Below are 17,421 nucleotides of genomic sequence, written 5' to 3'. Positions count from 1 at the left end.
GACCCTGAGTCAGGCATTTTTTTTGTTTGATAGGGTTGTGGAAAGGGTATTTCTTTATAAAAAGACTGTGAGGGGAACTGGATGAAAATAAGAATCGAGAGTTTCTTTGTCATAATCATGTTTTTTTTCTGCTGGATGGTTCTTTTTACAAGATTCCCTTTTTGGTGGAAAGCCATATGTATCAGTTTGTATGCAGTTATAATTGTATGCACGGTGGCGAAGTTATGGCTTCAAAATCGGCCTGTACCGAAAACGCTGTTATGGACATGCCTGTTAATTTTAGTACCGGTGGCAGGCTATATTTTCTATATTTACTCGGGTCAATTACTCTTTAAAGGGGAACTTTTTAAAAGTAAGCGTGCAAGCGACCGCGAATTGTTTGAGGCGATGGGTAAAGACAAAACAACCTTTGAGGTGGGATCCATGCTGAATGACCATCAACGAGGTTTTGTCAGCTATCTTGAAAGGGTAACCTTAACCGATCAAAGCCAGCATACTAGGACCAAAATTTTAAAAAACGGGGAAGCAACTTTTCAAGAGGTGAAACAGAAGTTAAAGGAAGCGAAGGACTTTATTCATTTAGAGTATTACATATTTCGCTATGACCGGCTGGGGCAGGAGCTGATGGAGATCTTGACTGCTAAAGTAAAGGAAGGGGTGGAGGTCAGGCTGATCTACGATGCGTTCGGAAGCTTCGCCCTTTCCGAACAGGATAAAAGGAAAATGGCCGACTCCGGAATTCAGATTCACCCTTTTCTGCCGCTAAAATTCGGTTGGTTTACGCAAAAGTTTAATTTCCGCAATCATCGAAAAATCATTGTCATTGATGGGAAAGTTGGATTTGTCGGCGGCTTGAATGTGGGCGTGGAATATCTTGGCGAGGATAACAAGATTGGTTTTTGGTGTGATACGCATGTTTTGCTGGAAGGAGAAGCGGTCCAGACACTACATGCTGTTTTTTTATTAGATTGGAAGTATGTCAGTGGGGAGAGATTGTTTGAAGATCCCCGCTATCTACAGCCGGTGCCGTTAGCGGGGGATGGTCTCGTCCACGTGGTTGCTAGTGGACCGGAAACCCGGGACATGGGTGATCATTTTTATGCCATGATTTCGAGTGCAACAGAATCGATTTGGATTGCGACACCGTACTTTATTCCAAATCAGGCCATTATGACAGCACTGCGGGTGGCTGCGAAAAAAGGCATTCAAGTGCGGCTCATGGTGCCTGAGAGCAATGACGGTTTTCTCACCCAATATGCCACTCAATCCTATTTTCCGCAACTTCTTCGTGCAGGGATTGAGATTTACACCTACCAAAAAGGCTTTTTACATAAAAAAGTGATCATTGTGGATGGAGATATGGCCACGATTGGAACAGCGAATATGGACCTGCGCAGTTTTCATTTGAATTTTGAGGTTAATTTGTTTTTAACAGGATCAGGTAGCATTGGCGACCTTGTTACACATTTTGAAGAGGACCTTAAAGAATGCAGGCGGATTCGGCCGGTTGCTTTTTACAAAAGAGGTATGAGGGTTAAATGGAAAGAATCCTTTGCCCGGCTGTTCTCGGGTTTGCTGTAATATGGTACAAAGCACCATTTGGGAGATACCATTATTATTACTGGTTGGTAATGGGACTGTGCTGATTCCATTTGAAAATCGTCTTACCTGCCAAAATTCGTTCTCCACCTGCGAATTTTGAACGCTTACCTGCATAGATACCTTTTTATCTGCATTTTTCTATTGTTTATCTGCCTAACAAATTCAGCAGCCAAACTCGACACTGAAAAAGCCAGGCTGCGTCCTGGCTTAGGTGTTTACTTAAAATTAAGCGTGGTTTCTAGATTGAGGCGCGCGATAAAACAGAGGCAACCTGTGTGATCCTCGTTCTCAGATTCTAAACAGCAAAAAAGACTGCAAAAATTTGCAGTCTTCACTTCTTCCTATATTATGCCTTTCGTCTAATCATTCTTAACACAAGGCTCAGGATAAGCACAAAGACAATGGCGCCGAGGAGTGCTGGTAAAATGTAAAATCCTCCAATGACAGGTCCCCAGCCGCCTAAAGCAGATCCAATCCAGGCACCGATAAATCCTGCAATGATATTTCCAATTACTCCGCCTGGAACATCACGCCCCAGAATCAATCCTGCTAACCAACCGATAATTCCTCCAATAATTAATGACCAAATAAATCCCATGAAAATCTCTCCTTTCTGTTTTCATTGAGCTTGGTAGTTAAATACCCGAAATTTCAGCGGCTAAACTTATAAATGAAAAAACTTATCACGATTTTGTTCTAAACGACCCTTTAATCGATTCTCAGGGTTGTTCATAAGCGTTCCCAGATAACGCTGGCAAACCTTTAATTCGTAAGATAATTGAATAAATCCTTCTCGATCCCGGTCATCCAGACACTGGTCAATTTTTTGTTTTAATAAACTGATCTTTGTAATTAACTCTGCTTTTTTCCTCATCTTATACCTCCCATAATCCTTTTTTAAAATAACTAAAAGTTAAATACCCCAATGTCCGTTGATTGAAACTTTTTTAAAAAATAGGTTTCACTTATAAAAGGAGCGGATATATAACAGGTACAAGCTGAAACATCAGCTGACAAATAAGTTTCGAGGAGGAATGAAAATGGAAGCTGTAAAAATTGTAGAAAATGGACTAGAGGCTAAAAGAGAAATCGCTCATTTTATGATGGAAGGATTCACAAAGGATGAAATTTATCTGTTAGCTCATGACGAAAACCGTTCTGAACATCTAACAGACGCACTAGACATAAGCGCTATTGGTGTTGGGGAGCAAGGAGTCTTTGAATCAATTGCAAACGTATTTCGATCCAGAGGGGATGAGCTGCGTGCAAAGTTAGAATCACTGGGGTTATCAGCTGCGGCTGCGGAGCGTTGCGAAGAACAAATGGATAACGGAAAAGTCGTTGTCGTTGCATCTAAAATCGCTTAATGATCAGTAACTAAAAAATAATGAGGTGAAAAAAATCATGAAAAAGTCGAATCAAAGTGTAGAGAAGTTAAAGGGTATGCGTAAGAGGGCAAGGCATAAAAAGAGCGAGAGCCATTCACTCATGCAATATTTTAAAAAGCCAATTATTCATAAGGAGATCCACGGGGACAGAGTTTACGTTCCGTTAAGAATCAGCAGGATTTGGAATGGAATCTAAACGTCAAATAAACTTATTAACTGCCTAAACACTGATTATTTACACATAACCAGTGCTTAGGCAGTTAATGCGTTAAAAATCTGCTATAATAAAAACGAAACTTTTCGAGTCTTCATCCGTCAGTATGGTATGCACCAATTTTATGCATAAACGCAGATTTTTGCATAAACGGTGACAGGCACCGAAAGAGGCACCAAAAGGAGGCACCCACTAAAGGAGGGGTTTGATGGAGAATTTTGGACAAATTGCTTTGTTGAGTATTTTCTCGCACCTGGTGTTTATTGCGTTGGCGTGGTGGGCGCTGCAGTCGATTCGTTTAGATAAGCTGCTGAAACCGAATCATGTTTTTCAAGCGCGATTACTGTATATATTATTGGCGATTATCATTGGATCTTCGGTTAGTAATTTTTTCCTAGACTACCTTTCATGGTCAAGGCAGTTACCATTAATTTTACAATACATACAACTGGTAAAAATTTAGGTCTTCGTACATGTATCTTTTTTTAGAAAAATTGAGTACAATTCTCTTTGTGTGAAAAAATGTGCAATCTAAAGAAAAAGTTAACAACTTAGAAAATAGATGGATATATAGTTAAGCAAATCAAAATGACTACAACGAAAGTAATGAAATGCAAAAACTTGAACCTATCTGACGCATGAATTAGGTAATTTTTCAAAAAAGATCTTCTGCTTCAAAAAGCTTGTCCAAAAGTGTCGACATTTCCCAAGTATGCTATGTCTCCCCTTGGTAACAATGGTAGTAAGGGGGAGAGTAGAGATGAAGAGAAAAACAAAGGTACTTTTTTGTATAAGTTTAATGATGATTGTTGGTTTGATTGCGGTGCTTGGCAGCCGGTTGACGGCAGCCAGCGGTGAGCTTGATTTGGTAAAAATCGCCGACGCTTTTCAAACAGAAGATATTTTGCTCGAAGAATGGTCGTTTTATGCACGGGAGCATTTGGTTGACCTGACTACAGAGAAAGAAGTGCAGGAATATGTAAAGGAGCTTCAGCAAAGGTTTCCTGATTGGGATTGGTCCACAAGCAAGACCAGCGACAAATGGGAAGTAACAGCAGTATCTCCAACTTCTAAACACCACACAGAAATGCTTCAGATTATGGCAACCCACACAAAACAACCTGTTAATGCGTATATAGTATATAGGGTCAGCGGTAACGAGTGGAATAAGGAGATGGAGTCCTTTTTCACGAAGGATCAAATCAAAAATAGGCTTTCTGACATATTTCGAGGAAATCCAACAATTTTCTCTGGTATGAAGGGCAGCATCAGTGATAAGATGGATAAAGCTGTTCCAACTATTGCAAGTGATTTGATGGAAATGTTTGATGCAAAAGAAATCGAAGCGTTAAAAGAGGATATGTTCATGTCTGTATCGGCGAATTCGCCAATGTTTTCAGACTCCATAGCGAAGGACATGAATTTACAAATTGGGATACGCTCCGAAGGATTGGGCGCTAAGACTACCATTGTAGTTGGCACACCAATCATTACGATTGAATATTAATATAGAGAAAATGGACGCGGAGGGGAATACTCTTGGAAAAGATCATCGTCCGCGGCGGAAAAAGGCTATATGGAACCGTTAAAGTAGAAGGCGCAAAAAATGCGGTCCTGCCTGTACTCGCTGCCACATTATTAGCAAGTGACGGAAAAAGTGTAATTCGTGATGTACCTACACTCTCCGATGTATACACAATTAATGAAGTATTGCGCAACTTGAATGCTGAGGTTGCCTTTGACAATAATACAGTTGTCGTTGATGCATCTAGAGTGTTGAAAGAAGAAGCGCCGTTTGAATATGTTCGTAAAATGCGTGCATCTGTCCTCGTGATGGGTTCACTATTAGCGCGCAATGGGCGTGCACGTGTAGCATTGCCAGGCGGATGTGCGATTGGTTCTAGACCGATTGATCAGCACCTTAAAGGTTTTGAAGCAATGGGCGCAAAGGTTAAAGTAGGAAATGGTTTTATTGAAGCGGAGGTTGACGGCCGCTTAAAGGGTGCAAAGATTTACTTGGATTTCCCAAGTGTCGGTGCAACTGAGAATATCATGATGGCTGCGACTCTAGCAAAGGGTACGACTATCATTGAAAACGTCGCAAAAGAACCGGAAATCGTTGACCTAGCGAATTTCTTGAATAAAATGGGGGCAAATGTCCGAGGCGCAGGCACGGGCACTCTTCGTATTGAAGGTGTGGATGTACTGTTTGGCGCTGACCACAACATCATCCCTGACCGAATTGAAGCAGGAACCTTTATGGTTGCTGGTGCGATTACGGGCGGAAATGTCCTTGTACAGGGCGCTGTTCCTGAACACCTTTCTTCTTTGATTGCAAAAATGGAAGAAATGGGCGTTACGATTATTGAAGAAGGTGATGGCGTCCGCGTCATCGGTCCTGAAAAGCTCAAAGCTGTTGATATTAAAACAATGCCTCATCCTGGCTTCCCAACAGATATGCAATCACAAATGATGGCACTATTGCTTCGTGCACAAGGCACATCTATGATTACAGAAACGGTTTTCGAAAACCGCTTCATGCATGTTGAGGAATTCCGCCGGATGAATGCTGATATTAAGATTGAAGGACGTTCTGTTATTTTAAATGGACCTTCTAATTTACAAGGTGCAGAAGTTACTTCAACCGATCTTCGTGCAGCAGCCGCTTTGATTTTAACAGGGTTGGTTTCTGAAGGTAATACACGCGTAACGGAGCTTAAACATTTAGACCGTGGTTATGTAAACTTCCATGGAAAATTAGCATCTTTAGGCGCAGATATCGAACGTGTTAAAGAAGCAGAGGAAGTTTTTACAGAAGTGGAAAGTTATATAAGCGATTTGAACGCGTAATTTCATAATAAATAAAGAGCCGAAGAGGGTATCTGGTGAGATGCATTCTTCGGTTCTTTATTTTTATATATACTAGTTTTCTGAATATTCTAGAATCTATTTTTAGTCATAAATGCTTGTCCGCCTCCATATGATGGAATGAGAAAGCAGCCCAGGTTGGGGTGCGCAAATTTCATAATTGGAGGCTCCTACATGAAAAAATTCAAACCACTCATCCTACTAGCGTCATTCTTATTTGCCCTCACTTTACTCATTCCAGCCATTTTAGTCTTGCCTTTTGGAGATGGGAAGGTTAGCGGTAAATTAGGTGAAGACCTATCCAACAAGGCCCCAAGTAACGAAAGTGTAACGAATTCTACAGCAGATGCCGCAGTTGAAGTGGCGGTTTACCGCTCCTCTATAGGACAAATCGATAACGTTCCACTAGAAGACTATCTTGTTGGGGTGGTGGCAGCTGAAATGCCGGTGGAGTTCAAGGAGGAAGCCTTAAAAGCACAAGCCTTGACAGCGAGAACCTATATCGTAAAAAAAATGCTAAGTAAAGACAATGTGGATGTTCCTGAAGGTGCGCAGGTTACGGATACCCAGCTCCATCAGGTCTATCTAAGCGAAAAGCAAATGAGAGATAACTGGGGAATGGAATTTGAATCGAACTATGCGAAGATCCTTTCTGCTGTTCGCGCCACAAGCGGTCAAATCTTAACCTATGATGGTCAGGCCATCGACGCCTCCTTCTTCTCCACCAGCAACGGCTATACCGAAAACTCTGAGGACTATTGGAACAATGAAATGCCCTACCTGCGAAGCGTATCAAGCCCATGGGACAAAGATTCACCAAAATATAACTCTGTTAAGGAAGTCACTGTTAAACAATTTGAGTCCGCGCTTGGGGTCAAGGTTGGATCAAGCGGGACGATTGGAAAAATTGTGGAGCGCACCGCCGGCAAGCGGGTTGCCGAAGTTGATTTCAACGGCAAGGTTCTGACAGGAAAAGAAATTCGTGAAAAATTAGATTTAAGGTCGTCGGATTTTGATTGGGAACGGAAAGGTAACAGCATTGTGATTACCACCCGCGGCTTCGGACACGGCGTCGGCATGAGCCAGTACGGCGCAAACGGCATGGCTGCTGATGGGAAGGATTATCAGGAAATCGTCAAGCACTATTACCAGGGGGTAGAAGTTACCTCAGCGGATAGCATGATTGCGACGATTACGGCGCAGAAATAGGATTGTAGGACCAGACCTCATGTGGGGTCTGGTTTTTTGTGTGGGTGTGTTGAATTGGTTAGGGCGATTGAATGTTTGGCAGGCAGATAAACAAAGGAAATCTGCAGGTAAAAAGAAATCTGTACAGGTAATCAAACAAAATTCGCAGGTAAGGAACACATTTTGGCAGGTAGAGGATTTTTGATAAAATAGGTAACTAAAAAACCGTACCCTAATTCCAGAATCTAAGCTTAATTTTGAGTGAAATATCCATATTTAGGAAAATAGATACCTAAGCCAGGCCGTAGCCAGGTTGTTTCAGAGTCAGATTCGGCTGGCTGAATTAGTTAGGCAGATAAACAAAGGAATTAGGCAGGTAAAATGGGAACTATGCAGGTAATCAAACAAAATTCGCGGGTAAGAAACATATTTTGGCAGGTAGAGGATTTTTGATAAAATAGGTAACAAAAAACCGTACCCAAAATCCAGAATCTAAGCTTAATTTTGAGTGGTATATCCATATTTAGGAAAATATGATACCTGAGCCTGGCTGTGTCAGAGTTCGGTTAGGGTGGCTGAATTAGTTAGGCAGATAAACAAAGGAATTAGGCAGGTAAAATGGAAACTATGCGGGTAAGCCAATGAAATTTGCAGGTAAGGAACACATTTTGGCAGGTACACAAAAACTACTTATTTCTGTAACAATATTTTTAAAGGATTCAGCCATAGAAAAGAAGAAATAGTGTAAAAAAAGAAAGGATTGTTACTAATGATAATGAAACCGTGTGTTCCGCCGCCTAGTATTATTAAATATCAAGCATTGATAAGGAGGCTGGCAGATAATGAGTTAGTAAAATACGATGTGGTTACCGATTATAATAATCGGATGACTGGTTTTCTTGGGGAGGAATCCGTCATGAATTTTCATTTGGAGCCAATCTCAGACCTCAAATTCCAAATTTACCACGATCTTCGTTTTTTCCATAAAAATTATTTTTTCCAAATCGATATCCTCATTTTATGTGCCTACTTTGCGTTGGTGCTGGAAGTAAAAAACTGGGCAAGGGATTGGCATTTCGATAAGGTTCTCCATCAAACAATGACTGATAACAATGGGAAACTGGAAAGAACGAAGAATCCTATTTTTCAAGCGAGGTTACAAGCATTCAAGCTTAGAGAATGGCTAAAGCAGCATAATATTACAGGTATACCCATCCAGTATTTGTTCGTTAATAGCAATGAAAAGTCCAATATCATCATCCAAGACGATAATAAATACAAATGGAATGTTTGTAATAGTGAATACTTGCTAGAAAAGGTCGACCAAATGAGCAACGATTATAAACTTGAATTGTTAGATGAAAAAGAACTGCGAAAAATCAACAAGCTCCTCTTAACCAGCCACACTCCTGAAAAAATTAACCTTCTCCAAAAGTTCCATCTCTCGAGCAATCAGATCCTGACAGGCGTTCACTGCCCCGATTGCAATTATTTACCAATGAATTATTATGCAGGAACATGGAAATGTCAAAAGTGCCGAATCCAATCAAAAACAGCCTTCAAAAACACACTCGATGATTACTTTCATATCATAAGCCCCACTATTACCAACGCTGAGGCACGCAGATTTTTACAACTCAATTCTTCGAAAATGGCGCACCATTATTTAAATTCGAGCAGCCTAAATAGTACAGGAACTTTCAAAAATAAAACCTATCATAAATAAAAACCACCGCGAAAACCGCAGTGGCTACAATTTCCTCACGACCCCAAGTACCTTCCCTAACCTCGCAAATCGACCTTTAAACAGTGCACCCTGGATAAAATAGAAACACACTAGTATCCCTGTGACGTCTTTGACAAGGTCAAACCAGGACGCGGAGCGGTAAGGGTAGAAGGATTGGTGAATCTCATCTGTCAGCCCGTAAAGTCCCGCTATGACGGCACAGAGCACATTTAGTCCCATGGTGAAAGGATCACGTCTGGTAAGGAAGGCCAAAACTAGCAATACATATAAAATCGCGAACTCTATCAAATGCAGGGATTCCTTGATCGTGCGGTCAAGTGCGGAATCTGGGAGTTCGACAAAGTGATTGGATGGCAGGCTCGACATAATCCAAATCGTCGCCATATAGGCAATGGGAAGCAGTCGTAAAACGTATTTCAAAAAATTTTCCTCCTTCATGCATAAAAAATTAAGCTTAATCAAAAAATAAGTAGAAAAAATTTTTTTGCTAGTGTATATAATTCTACTTATCTGTTCAGAATGATTGCTGAGGTGATGAAAATGAGAGAGGAAGAAAACAAACGATCTTCTCAAAGTTCCAGTGTAAAACGCTTTTTCAAGAAGCGTTGGGTATTTCCAGCCATTTATATTGCAAGTGCAGCACTCATTCTGACAGCCGTTCTTTGGTATCAAAGCAGCGACAACGCAACTGACAAGTACGATTACGAGTCTTCAGACCTAACAGGTAAGAAGAACGATACTCCGGCACTTGAAGTGAACTCAGCTTTAGAAAACTTGAAAATGCCTGTGAAGGATCCAATGGATGCCGTTGTTAAAATGGAATTCTATGATTTCAACGCAAGTGAAGAAAAACAGGAAGCAGCATTAGTATTTTACAACAATACGTATGTTCCGCATACTGGTGTTGACTTCACATCCAAAGATGGCGAAACTTTCGAAGTCGTATCTGCCCTAAGTGGAACAGTTACTAGAGTGGAAGAAGACGCTACCCTTGGTAATGTCATTGAAATCGAACACGATAAAGGTATTGTAACACAATATCAATCGGTTAAAGATGTGAAGGTTGAGGTTGGCGACAAAGTAAAACAATCACAAGTGATTGCCATGGCTGGACAAAGCTTGTTTGATGAAGAATCTGGAACGCATGTACATTTTGAAATCCGTAAAGATGGTGTAGCGGTTAATCCGACTAAGTTTTTCAACAAACCAGTAAGTGATTTACATGAAGACACTACAACGGAACAAAGATCAGAAGATAATGCAAAGCAGCAAATGATAGAGGAAGAAGAAGCTCCGGCGAAAGAGGAAGCTCCATCTAAAGAAGAAGCTCCATCTAAAGATGAAACACCATCTAAAGATGAAGAAGCTCCATCTAAAGATGAAGAAGCACCATCTAAAGATGAAGAAACTCCATCCGAAGACGAATCTTCTGAGTCTACAGAAAAAACAAACTCTTAATAGTAACAAAGGGGAAAGGGTAATCTACCTTCCTCTTTTTTTTTGCCTAAATATGTTAAAATGGTTATAAAAGGGGGGAGTTTTTTGAAAAAGATCATTGGGCTGCTGTTAATGGCTGCGCTGTTCGCTTTGGTGGCTGCTGGCTGCAGCAAGGAGCCAACGCCTCAGGACCGATTCGACGCATACATAAAGCTATGGAATGAACAAAAGTTTGATAAGATGTATGATTACCTAACGGAGGGTTCCAAAGAGGTAATTTCGAAAGAAGACTTCACGAACCGCTATCAAAAAATCTACGATGACCTACAAATTAAAGACCTCAAGATGACCTTCGATAAACCGGGCGATGAAGAAGAACTGGCAAAGGATGAAGACACTGTCTCTTATGATTTTTCCGCATCCATGAACAGCATCGCTGGAGAAATCCAATTTACACACAAAGCTAAGATGAAAAAAGAAGAACGTGACAAAGAGAACAATTGGTATGTCGATTGGAACACGACGTATATCTTTCCACAATTAAAGGATGGCGACAAGATTGGCATCAGTAATACAACGCCAACACGCGGACAAATCTTTGACCGTGCTGGCAATGGGCTGGCTGTAAATGGGCAGGTATATGAAGTGGGAGTGGTCCCTAGTAAACTTGAGGGACAGAAGGAGCCTGTTATTCAGCAGCTTTCTAGCCTGTTAAAAATGACACCAGAGCAAATCGAGAAGGCCATTACCGCCAGCTGGGTGAAGCCAGATTTGTTTGTGCCGTTAAAGAAAGTTTCGATGGATGACCAGGAACGTATTGCTCAATTAGTTGCCTTAGAACCGGTGCAAACGAAAAAAGTGGGAGCGCGCATTTATCCATATAAGGAAGCCGCGGCTCATTTAATCGGCTATGTTGGCTCGATTACCGCTGAAGAGCTCGAAAAGCTTAAGGATAAAGGCTATACAAGTACAGATTTAATTGGAAAAAGAGGGCTCGAGGAAGTTTTTGACGAGCAATTGAAAGGGAAAAGCGGCGTAAAAATTACGATTAAGAAACCTGATGGCAGCACGGAAATACTTGCTGAAAAACCAGTTGAGGATGGTCAGGATATAAAGCTCACCATTGATATCGATTTACAGAACAGCCTCTATGCAGAGCTTGTTGGTGAGGCAGGAGCAGGAGCGGCAATAGACCCAGTAACGGGTGAAACGCTGGCTCTTGTCAGCGCACCATCATTTGACCCAAATCAGGCGGTCCTGGGCTTCTCAACGGACGAGTGGAACCAGTTACAGGAAAACCCACAAAAGCCGATGACGACTAGGTTTAATAAGGCATATGCCCCAGGTTCTGTGTTTAAGCCGCTCACGGCGTCTATCGGGCTCAAGAATAACATTATTACCCCAGAGCAAACAATGGATATTAAGGGATTGAAATGGCAAAAGAGTGCCTCGTGGGGCAATTATTTTGTAACGAGAGTTCATGAAGCTAACCCTGTTAATCTAGAAAAAGCAATGGTGTTCTCGGATAATATTTATTTTGCACAGACAGCATTAGGAATTGGCAAAGACACATTCAGTGCTGGGTTGAAGGAATTTGGCTTTGAAGAAGAGTCAGACTATCCATTCCCGCTTGAAAAATCAGCGATTGGTAATTTGGATAAAGAAATTGCTTTAGCAGACTCCGGCTACGGTCAGGGGCAAATTCAAATGAGCATCGTTCATTTACTGGAAACCTATACTCCATTTGTGAACGGCGGAAATATGATTAAACCAAGCCTTGTATTAGACACTGAAAAAAGTGAAAAGCAAGTCGTTTCAGCTGAAATCGCTGCAACCCTTTCATCGCAGTTACGAAAGGTCGTCGGTGACTCGGAAGGTACGGCGCATTCTGCTGAAATGGCGGACTACCCGCTCGCAGGTAAAACCGGTACCGCTGAAATCAAACAAAAGCAAGGCGAAAAAGGGACGGAGAACGGCTGGTTCATTGCCTACAACACCAACTCACCAAGTTTGATGGTAGCAATGATGGTAGAAAATGTTCTGGATCGCGGCGGTTCTCAAATCCCTGTGAAAAAGGTAAAAAATGTTTATATGAAACTTAAGTAACAGAAACCAGTCTTTGGTTTCTGTTTTTTTTAGGATATTTGGACCAAATAAAAGCAAAAATAAGATTTAAAAGGACAGGAGAACCAAATTGAGCCAATATCCTCAAGCCCGAAGACAGAGGGCTCACTTATCACAATTTACAACCACTGTGTTTTACCCAAGGAACCCTTGGGTTGTGGCCTTTTTTTCATTTTCATACCCAGGGTTCGGCCATTTATTGCTTCATCGATATATTGCCGGTTTTATCCTCATCCTTTGGGAAACCTTTATTAATCAAAGTGCCAAAATAAATCTTGGAATATTTTATACGTTAACAGGTGATTTTGCGAAAGCGATGGATGTGATAGACGAACAATGGCTGATGGTTTATGTTGCCATCTATATGTTTGGAATTTGGGATGGTTATCGACAGACAGTAGACATGAATAAGCAATACATTTTAGCCGACCGAGAGGACGCCCCATTGCGGCCGATTGCCATGGGTGCATGGGATATAAACTTTTTAGATAAACGAAAACCGTGGGTCGCGGTTCTGTGGTCGGTGTTGTTTCCAGGCCTAGGGCATTTATATATTCATAAAGTCATTGTTGGATTTTTTATCTTTGCTTACACGGTGGCAATCCTGTATTTTGGGCATCTGCCACAGGCCATTCACCTTACCATGATAGGAGAGTTTGATGTAGCTAAACAAATTTTACACATGCAGTGGGCCATGTATTTACCTTCCATCTATTTTTTTATCCATTTTGACGCTTACGTCGGAGCGATTGATTACAATATTCTATTTGAAAAAGAGATGAAAAAATTTTTAAGAGAAAATTACCAAAAGAAAGAGTTCAAATTTCCTTTTTAAGAAGTGGGTTGAGTGGATGTTTGTTATTGCTACATTTGAGAATTCCATTTATATTGAGCTGGCGATTACCGCACTGGAGCAGCAGGGAATCTCAAAGGAATTGATTTTAGCCGCCCCGCTTGATAAGCGGAAGGAACCAAGAAATCTGTTTGATACCATTCATAAATCAGATGGATTTAGTTTATTTGACGGTCCGGCCATTCTAGGAACCTGTTTAATGCTGCTAGGAGCGATATACGGCTATGAACTGGAATGGGGACCGATTCTTTGGGGAATCATTGGAGCTGTTTCTGGACTGCTTTTGGGGTTTCTAATAAAGATGCTCATGCTCAATAAAAATAAACGGGGCAGCAAAAATATCTCGTCAGAAATTGTATTAATGGTTCGATGTGAGGAGAATAAATGGGAAATGGTTGAAAAAATATTATGGGACCACCTCGCTTTAGGTTTAACAAAAATCTAATATACCACCCGTTATGGGTGGTATTGGTATTTCTCAAGGTCAATGGTTCCGTTCAGTCCCACTTGAATACCTTCACTCTCGAGTGAGAAAAGCTGCTCATGATAGGATTCATCGTCCTGAAGGGCAATTTGTCCCTTGGCGTTGACGACACGGTGCCAGGGGAGGCGATGCTTCCTTGACATCGAATGCAGGGCACGTACAACCTGACGAGCCGCACGCGGGCTCCCAGCCTCTCTGGCAATTTGTCCATAGGTCATGACCTTGCCTTCGGGGATCGCTTTTATTATCTCAATAACTCTTTCTGTAAAAGGCTGCATCTGTCATTTCCTTTCTGTTTGCTAGTCCTATTATAAAATAAAATTATTTTCAGTAAAATTTTCATTCGACATTTGATCACGACAAATTTCTCAGGAAATAATTAATCTGTTCTTATATTTCCTCTATAAATCCTATTGCCATGCACTGTACACTGTTTTCTTAGTGCTGTCGAAAAAAGCAAGGCAGGAATTATTTTTCGATAAAAGTATCCGATTTTTCAAAAAATTTATGTGGTACCTTGTCCCGATTGGATAATTCGTGCATATTCTCGTATCCAAGCTAATAAAATGGTTACAAACCTTTACAAAGAGAGTGTTTGAGGTGAAGAGTCGTTTGAGGCTTTTGTGGAATTAGTTGGGGACATGATTATTCATTGTATCGATCAGAGGGCACTATGCTTTCTGGCGCATGAGGGTTAGCTTAGTTTATGCAGCATGCGGTTGCAGTATTTCGTCTTAGTGATAAGCGGGTCTCATTTCGCACTTCTCACATCCAATTTAGGGAGGGCGAGTGGTGTGCACGATTACATCAAAGAGAGAACTATCAAGATTGGAAAGTATATCGTGGAGACGAGAAAAACGGTTCGTGTTATTGCGAAGGAGTTTGGCGTATCCAAAAGTACTGTCCATAAAGATTTAACAGAGAGGCTTCCTGAAATAAATCCTGAACTGGCAAATGAGGTAAAAGAAATTTTAGATTATCATAAATCGATCAGACATCTCCGGGGTGGAGAAGCAACGAAAATGAAGTACCAGAAGGAAGAAAAAGAAGGTGAGGCCGTTAAATAGGCCGGCATTCAGAAGAATCTCTGTAAAAAAGAAAAAATGTTTTAAAATGGCCATTTTCAAATGACTTTCTGGAGCATTCTAAGAAAGTCGGGGAAAGGGCCATTTTTAATATCTGATAAAGGCGGCATTCTCTTGCAATAAAATTTTTCCGACAAAATTCTACGTTTTTTGGGTTAACAGGTTGGAAATTTTAAGGAATATGATACAATTAACAATTAGGAAAGTATGACCGTTTCAAGGAGGAAAGAAAAGAGAATGTTTGCTAGGGATATTGGGATTGATTTGGGAACGGCTAACGTGTTAATCCACGTAAAAGGCCGCGGAATTGTATTGAATGAGCCATCTGTCGTAGCAATAGATAAAAATACGAATCGTGTTCTGGCTGTTGGTGAGGAAGCTCGCCGTATGGTCGGACGTACACCTGGAAACATCGTCGCGATCCGCCCGTTAAAAGATGGAGTAATCGCTGACTTTGACGTAACAGAAGCAATGTTAAAACATTTTATTAATAAGTTGAACGTAAAGGGCTTTTTATCAAAACCGCGTATTCTGATTTGCTGTCCGACGAACATTACAAGCGTGGAGCAAAAAGCGATCAGAGAAGCGGCAGAAAAGAGCGGCGGAAAGAAAATCTACTTGGAAGAGGAGCCGAAAGTGGCGGCAATTGGCGCAGGTATGGATATCTTCCAGCCAAGCGGTAATATGGTTGTCGACATCGGCGGTGGAACAACAGACGTAGCAGTCCTTTCAATGGGCGATATCGTTACTTCTTCCTCGATTAAAATGGCCGGCGACAAGTTTGACATGGAAATCCTCAATCACATCAAGCGTGAGTACAAGTTATTGATCGGTGAACGCACAGCTGAGAATATTAAAATCAACATTGGTACCGTATTTCCAGGATCACGCTCGGAAGAAATGGAAATTCGCGGACGTGACATGGTCAGCGGCTTACCGCGTACCATTACGGTTCGTTCAGAAGAAATTGAAGGTGCTTTACGCGAGTCAGTGTCTGTTATCGTTCAGGCTGCAAAAAGCGTTCTTGAGCGCACACCGCCAGAACTTTCAGCCGACATCATCGACCGTGGCGTGATCTTAACAGGCGGAGGGGCCTTGCTGCACGGAATCGACACATTACTTGCAGATGAGCTCAAGGTACCAGTCTTAGTGGCCGAAAACCCAATGGACTGCGTAGCGATCGGAACAGGAATTATGCTTGACAACATTGACCGCATTGCGAAGCGAAAAATTGTTTAATAAGGTAGGACATCTTACGATTGAAAAAGTCTAATGATCTGATCATTGGGCTTTTTTTATTTGGCTGGGTTTTGCTGGCTTGGTACCAAGCCTTAAGGACAGCACGCAACTAAAAGTTTTCGCCATTTTTTGCCATGGAAATACTTTTTCTGCAAAAATTTACTGTTTATTCCCTAATTTTTTTATAAAATAGAGTATAATATTAGGTAAAATGAAAAAAACAGCAGAAGAATGGACAAACTATATGTCCAATACTATAGATGGACTTCGATTAAAGGGGAATAAAGAGATGTCAGTAAATCATCTAAACCAGGTGAAAACGAGGGAAGAATATAAGAAGACAAAAGACGATGAGCAGAAGAGTCCTGCCACTCAAAAGTCTTCTAAAGTTGCTCAAAAAGCCCAAAAAGCAGAAGTGGCAAATAAACGGATTCGAATCCGTTTGATTCCAATTTGGCTTAGAATTGTTTTTTTGGTCATTTTTACTGGGGTTTTTATGATAGCAGGCGCCGCGGTTGGCTATGGTGTTCTCGGTAGCGGGGATCCGGGAGATGTGTTAAAAGGCTCCACCTGGACACATATTATTGAGTTAGTTGAAAAAAAATAAACGAGGAAGGGCAGCTTGCCCTTCCTTTTTGTATGCTCTTAATAGTAAAATGTATATAGTTGTTCCTATGAGGAGGTACTAAAATGTTAGATGTGCAGCAAATAAAAGAAATTATTCCCCATCGTTATCCATTTTTGCTTGTAGATAAAATTTTAGAGGTTGAAGAAGGGGTAAAGGCTGTCGGTATCAAAAATGTAACGGCAAATGAAGAATTTTTCAATGGCCATTTTCCTGATTACCCGGTTATGCCTGGTGTGCTAATCGTTGAGGCGCTCGCACAAGTTGGGGCCGTAGCTGTATTGAAAAAAGAAGAAAACCGCGGCAAACTGGCTTTTTTTGCCGGCATTGACGGCTGTCGTTTTAAAAGACAAGTGAAGCCTGGCGACCAGCTGCGACTTGAGGTGGAAATCATCCGCTTACGAGGACCAATTGGAAAAGGAAAAGCAGTGGCGACAGTGGATGGAGAAGTGGCGTGCGAAGCTGAAATCACGTTTGCATTAGGAAAATAGTCGGAGAAATCTCCGATTATTTTTTTTTGTAATAGTCCTTTCATACTTGGGGAAAATAACAGAAGACCGATAAAAG

The 17,421-nt window shown here is 41.3% G+C and carries 20 protein-coding genes; 16 read left to right on the top strand and 4 right to left on the bottom strand.

The genetic code is table 11. The features are described from left to right. The first annotated feature begins 81 nt into the window (after window positions 1-81). Window positions 82-1,581: a cardiolipin synthase gene (cls, locus tag ACIQAA_RS09505; protein WP_402618141.1), complete on the top strand. Its 1,500-nt coding sequence runs from the start codon at window positions 82-84 to the stop codon at window positions 1,579-1,581. A 367-nt stretch (window positions 1,582-1,948) separates the two neighbouring features. Here cls and ACIQAA_RS09500 read toward each other — a convergent pair whose 3' ends face one another. After that, window positions 1,949-2,200, bottom strand: a complete 252-nt coding sequence (locus ACIQAA_RS09500; RefSeq protein ID WP_402618139.1) for a GlsB/YeaQ/YmgE family stress response membrane protein — start codon at window positions 2,198-2,200, stop codon at window positions 1,949-1,951. 66 nt (window positions 2,201-2,266) lie between these two features. Further along, window positions 2,267-2,476, bottom strand: a complete 210-nt coding sequence (locus ACIQAA_RS09495; protein ID WP_402618136.1) for an IDEAL domain-containing protein — start codon at window positions 2,474-2,476, stop codon at window positions 2,267-2,269. A gap of 166 nt (window positions 2,477-2,642) precedes the next feature. Between ACIQAA_RS09495 and ACIQAA_RS09490 the strand changes: the two genes are divergently transcribed. From ACIQAA_RS09490 to ACIQAA_RS09460, 7 genes are all read left to right on the top strand, one after another. Then, window positions 2,643-2,969 carry a YflT domain-containing protein gene (locus ACIQAA_RS09490; protein WP_402618133.1) on the top strand — a complete coding sequence of 109 codons (327 nt, stop codon included), beginning with the start codon at window positions 2,643-2,645 and terminating at the stop codon, window positions 2,967-2,969. A gap of 37 nt (window positions 2,970-3,006) precedes the next feature. Continuing rightward, window positions 3,007-3,186, top strand: coding sequence for a hypothetical protein (locus ACIQAA_RS09485; protein ID WP_402618130.1), 180 nt, complete (start codon window positions 3,007-3,009; stop codon window positions 3,184-3,186). A 223-nt stretch (window positions 3,187-3,409) separates the two neighbouring features. Continuing rightward, window positions 3,410-3,667 (top strand): DUF1146 family protein, encoded by a 258-nt coding sequence (locus tag ACIQAA_RS09480; RefSeq protein ID WP_402618127.1) that lies wholly within the window; start codon window positions 3,410-3,412, stop codon window positions 3,665-3,667. 297 nt (window positions 3,668-3,964) lie between these two features. Next, window positions 3,965-4,711 carry a YwmB family TATA-box binding protein gene (locus ACIQAA_RS09475; protein ID WP_402618124.1) on the top strand — a complete coding sequence of 249 codons (747 nt, stop codon included), beginning with the start codon at window positions 3,965-3,967 and terminating at the stop codon, window positions 4,709-4,711. A gap of 32 nt (window positions 4,712-4,743) precedes the next feature. Continuing rightward, entirely contained in the window at window positions 4,744-6,054 is a 1,311-nt protein-coding gene (gene murA / locus ACIQAA_RS09470) for a UDP-N-acetylglucosamine 1-carboxyvinyltransferase (RefSeq protein ID WP_402618122.1), read from the top strand. 192 nt (window positions 6,055-6,246) lie between these two features. Then, window positions 6,247-7,281, top strand: a complete 1,035-nt coding sequence (spoIID, locus tag ACIQAA_RS09465) for a stage II sporulation protein D (RefSeq protein WP_402618119.1) — start codon at window positions 6,247-6,249, stop codon at window positions 7,279-7,281. A gap of 748 nt (window positions 7,282-8,029) precedes the next feature. Further along, window positions 8,030-8,986 (top strand): nuclease-related domain-containing protein, encoded by a 957-nt coding sequence (locus tag ACIQAA_RS09460; RefSeq protein WP_402618117.1) that lies wholly within the window; start codon window positions 8,030-8,032, stop codon window positions 8,984-8,986. 24 nt (window positions 8,987-9,010) lie between these two features. On the opposite strand, the gene ACIQAA_RS09455 is transcribed toward ACIQAA_RS09460, so the two are convergent. Further along, window positions 9,011-9,427, bottom strand: coding sequence for a VanZ family protein (locus ACIQAA_RS09455; RefSeq protein WP_402618114.1), 417 nt, complete (start codon window positions 9,425-9,427; stop codon window positions 9,011-9,013). Between the two features lie 120 nt (window positions 9,428-9,547). Here ACIQAA_RS09455 and spoIIQ point away from each other — a divergent pair, with 120 nt between their 5' ends. The 4 genes from spoIIQ (at window position 9,548) to ACIQAA_RS09435 (ending at window position 13,866) form a co-directional block, all read left to right on the top strand. Then, window positions 9,548-10,465, top strand: a complete 918-nt coding sequence (gene spoIIQ / locus ACIQAA_RS09450) for a stage II sporulation protein SpoIIQ (protein ID WP_402618111.1) — start codon at window positions 9,548-9,550, stop codon at window positions 10,463-10,465. A gap of 84 nt (window positions 10,466-10,549) precedes the next feature. Then, window positions 10,550-12,550, top strand: a complete 2,001-nt coding sequence (locus ACIQAA_RS09445) for a penicillin-binding transpeptidase domain-containing protein (RefSeq protein ID WP_402618109.1) — start codon at window positions 10,550-10,552, stop codon at window positions 12,548-12,550. Window positions 12,551-12,638: 88 nt separating this feature from the next. Further along, entirely contained in the window at window positions 12,639-13,403 is a 765-nt protein-coding gene (locus ACIQAA_RS09440) for a hypothetical protein (RefSeq protein WP_402618106.1), read from the top strand. A 16-nt stretch (window positions 13,404-13,419) separates the two neighbouring features. Continuing rightward, on the top strand, window positions 13,420-13,866 hold the full coding sequence (locus ACIQAA_RS09435; RefSeq protein WP_402618103.1) for a hypothetical protein: 447 nt from the start codon (window positions 13,420-13,422) through the stop codon (window positions 13,864-13,866). 11 nt (window positions 13,867-13,877) lie between these two features. On the opposite strand, the gene ACIQAA_RS09430 is transcribed toward ACIQAA_RS09435, so the two are convergent. Further along, on the bottom strand, window positions 13,878-14,183 hold the full coding sequence (locus tag ACIQAA_RS09430; protein WP_402618100.1) for an MGMT family protein: 306 nt from the start codon (window positions 14,181-14,183) through the stop codon (window positions 13,878-13,880). Window positions 14,184-14,699: 516 nt separating this feature from the next. On the opposite strand from ACIQAA_RS09430, the gene spoIIID reads away from it, so the two are divergent. From spoIIID to fabZ, 4 genes are all read left to right on the top strand, one after another. Then, window positions 14,700-14,972, top strand: coding sequence for a sporulation transcriptional regulator SpoIIID (spoIIID, locus tag ACIQAA_RS09425; protein WP_007086083.1), 273 nt, complete (start codon window positions 14,700-14,702; stop codon window positions 14,970-14,972). A gap of 255 nt (window positions 14,973-15,227) precedes the next feature. Continuing rightward, window positions 15,228-16,229: a rod shape-determining protein gene (mreB, locus tag ACIQAA_RS09420; protein ID WP_402618097.1), complete on the top strand. Its 1,002-nt coding sequence runs from the start codon at window positions 15,228-15,230 to the stop codon at window positions 16,227-16,229. Window positions 16,230-16,518: 289 nt separating this feature from the next. Beyond that, window positions 16,519-16,836, top strand: a complete 318-nt coding sequence (locus ACIQAA_RS09415) for a DNA-directed RNA polymerase subunit beta (protein ID WP_402618094.1) — start codon at window positions 16,519-16,521, stop codon at window positions 16,834-16,836. 83 nt (window positions 16,837-16,919) lie between these two features. Then, on the top strand, window positions 16,920-17,345 hold the full coding sequence (gene fabZ / locus ACIQAA_RS09410) for a 3-hydroxyacyl-ACP dehydratase FabZ (RefSeq protein WP_063254781.1): 426 nt from the start codon (window positions 16,920-16,922) through the stop codon (window positions 17,343-17,345). Window positions 17,346-17,421: the final 76 nt, after the last annotated feature.

It is taken from the genome of Neobacillus sp. NPDC093182 (genome assembly GCF_044754045.1).
The sequence above is the reverse complement of the archived record's forward strand: the minus strand, read 5'-3'. Positions and strand labels throughout refer to the sequence as shown.